The organism is Acinetobacter sp. BMW17 (assembly GCF_001592855.1).
Classification (GTDB): Bacteria; Pseudomonadota; Gammaproteobacteria; order Pseudomonadales; family Moraxellaceae; genus Acinetobacter; species Acinetobacter johnsonii.
The window spans coordinates 1-2,190 of record NZ_LSOD01000044.1 but is presented as its reverse complement, the minus strand read 5'-3'; the positions used below and the strand labels follow the sequence as shown (position 1 = coordinate 2,190).

At 41.2% G+C, this 2,190-nt stretch carries 1 protein-coding gene and 1 pseudogene; both read left to right on the top strand.

The window, feature by feature from the left end; translation table 11 throughout:
• Positions 1 to 380: 380 nt before the first annotated feature.
• Positions 381 to 2,009 carry a long-chain-fatty-acid--CoA ligase gene (locus AXW61_RS13905; RefSeq protein WP_062034773.1) on the top strand — a complete coding sequence of 543 codons (1,629 nt, stop codon included), beginning with the start codon at positions 381 to 383 and terminating at the stop codon, positions 2,007 to 2,009.
• Between the two features lie 42 nt (positions 2,010 to 2,051).
• Positions 2,052 to 2,190, top strand: a pseudogene (prpB, locus tag AXW61_RS17545) (methylisocitrate lyase); the annotation flags it as partial.

Here is a 2,190-nt window from a genome sequence, read left to right as displayed (position 1 = left end):
TTCACAGAGTTAGGCCGACCTCACACCCAAGTTGCCACTTAAATTTGAGTAGATATGGGAAATCTTAATTTTTAAATCTTTGTGCAACAAAGCCTTCAAGCTTTAAAAAATCATATGAAATCAGGTGCATGTCTCTCATATTAGTTTTGAGTTAATTATCACTTTTTACAATATTGAATATTTGTATAAATAATTAATTAAAACAATAAATTAGAAGATTTAAGTTTTTTGTGTATAAGTGACCAAATGACTAAATAACGCAACCAAATGACAAAATGAAGATGGAAAAAGACAGTATTTTAAAAAACAAATGACCAAGACCGATGATATGCGGATCTTAAACAATAAGTCTAAAAAGATTTTAAAAAAGGAAGTTTCTTATGATTGGAAATATGATGTTTCAACCTTTGTTGATTAGCAGTCTGATTGAACATGCTGCTCGTTATCATGCAGATACAGCCATTATCTCTAAAAATACTGATGGGTCGATGCTGCATACGGACTGGGGACAAATTGCTAAAAACTCAAAGCGCTTTGCCAATGTATTGCAGTCCTTCGGTTTTGCGGTTAGCGACCGTGTGGCGACCATTGCATGGAATAATCATCGTCACTTAACGTGGTATGGCATATCCGGCAGTGGGTTGGTTTGCCATACCATTAACCCACGACTTTTTCCTGAGCAGCTCAGTTATATTATCAATGATGCAAATGATAAGGCTTTGATTTTTGATAAAACGTTTCTAAATCTAGTGTTGTCTATTAAACCATCCATTCCGTATGTAGAGCATTTTATCTGCCTCGATGCTTATGATGAAGACATTCAAAAAGCCTTCCCTGAAGTGCTGTTTTATGATGAGTTAATCGCGCAACAAGGTGAACATTTTGAGTGGCCTGAACTGGATGAAACTAAAGCCAGTTCACTGTGTTATACCTCGGGTACAACAGGGAATCCTAAAGGGGTTTTATATAGTCATCGTTCTACTATCTTGCATAGTTACGCAACCTGTTTGCCCGATTCGTTTAATTTTTCAGCGCAAGATTGCATTTTGCCTGTTGTTCCTATGTTCCATGTCAACGCATGGGGTACGCCTTATGCCGCGGCCATGGTCGGGTGTAGTATGGTGCTACCTGGGCCGATGTTAGATGGCGCAAGCTTGGTTCAGTTGATTGATAAATACAAAGTGACGACGGCTTTAGGTGTGCCGACCATTTGGCAAGGGCTGCTTACAGCAGCGAAGCAATCTGGCAGCAAACTCGCCAGCTTAAAACGCAATGTGGTCGGCGGCGCGGCTTGCCCACCGTCAATGCTCAAAACATTTAAAGATGATTTTCAGTGTGAAACCATTCATGCATGGGGCATGACGGAAACCAGCCCTTTGGGCGTGGTGAATCAACTCAAGGCTAAACATTTGCAGTTGGATAACTCGGCGCAATCGAGCTTACGTTATGCACAAGGTCACCCACCGTTTGGGGTTAGCATTCGAATTTGTGAGGCTGAAAAGGGTAGTACCGAATTGGCTTCAGATGGAAAAACCACAGGACATTTACAAATTAAAGGGCACTGGATTGTAGAGTCTTATTTCGATCAATTTAACAATGCACTCACCGCAGATGGTTGGTTTGACACGGGTGATATGGCCACTATTGATTCAGATGGCTATATGGTCATCAGTGACCGTTCTAAAGATTTGATCAAATCGGGCGGAGAGTGGATTTCCTCGGTTGAGCTAGAAAATATTGCCATCGCACATCCTGAAATCGACATGGTGGCAGTGATTGCTGCGACACATCCAAAATGGGATGAAAGACCAATTCTTATCGCGAAAAAGACCGAAGTCAGTCAGGTATCAGAAGCTGAACTTCTGGATTATTACACGGGCAAAATTGCGAAATGGCAAATCCCCGATCGCGTGGTTTTTGTCGATAGCATTCCTGTCGGTGGTACAGGCAAAGTTCTAAAAAAAGATTTACGAGCAAGCTATGGCTCAATTTTACTCGCAGTGGAATAAACAACACTTCACATTCATTCATAACGCTTCAAGGAAAGGACGATGACAGAACAAAAATCTGCAGGCTTAAGATTTAGACAAGCACTGGAAGTGGAAAAACCATTACAAATTATCGGTACAGTCAATGCTTATGCAGCAATGATGGCGAAACAGGTGGGCTACAAGGCCATCTACCTTTCGG

Bases quoted from the DNA above. Each gene is read 5' to 3' on its own strand.
- AXW61_RS13905 (WP_062034773.1), top strand. From the start codon at position 381: ATGATTGGAAATATGATGTTTCAACCTTTGTTGATTAGCAGTCTGATT.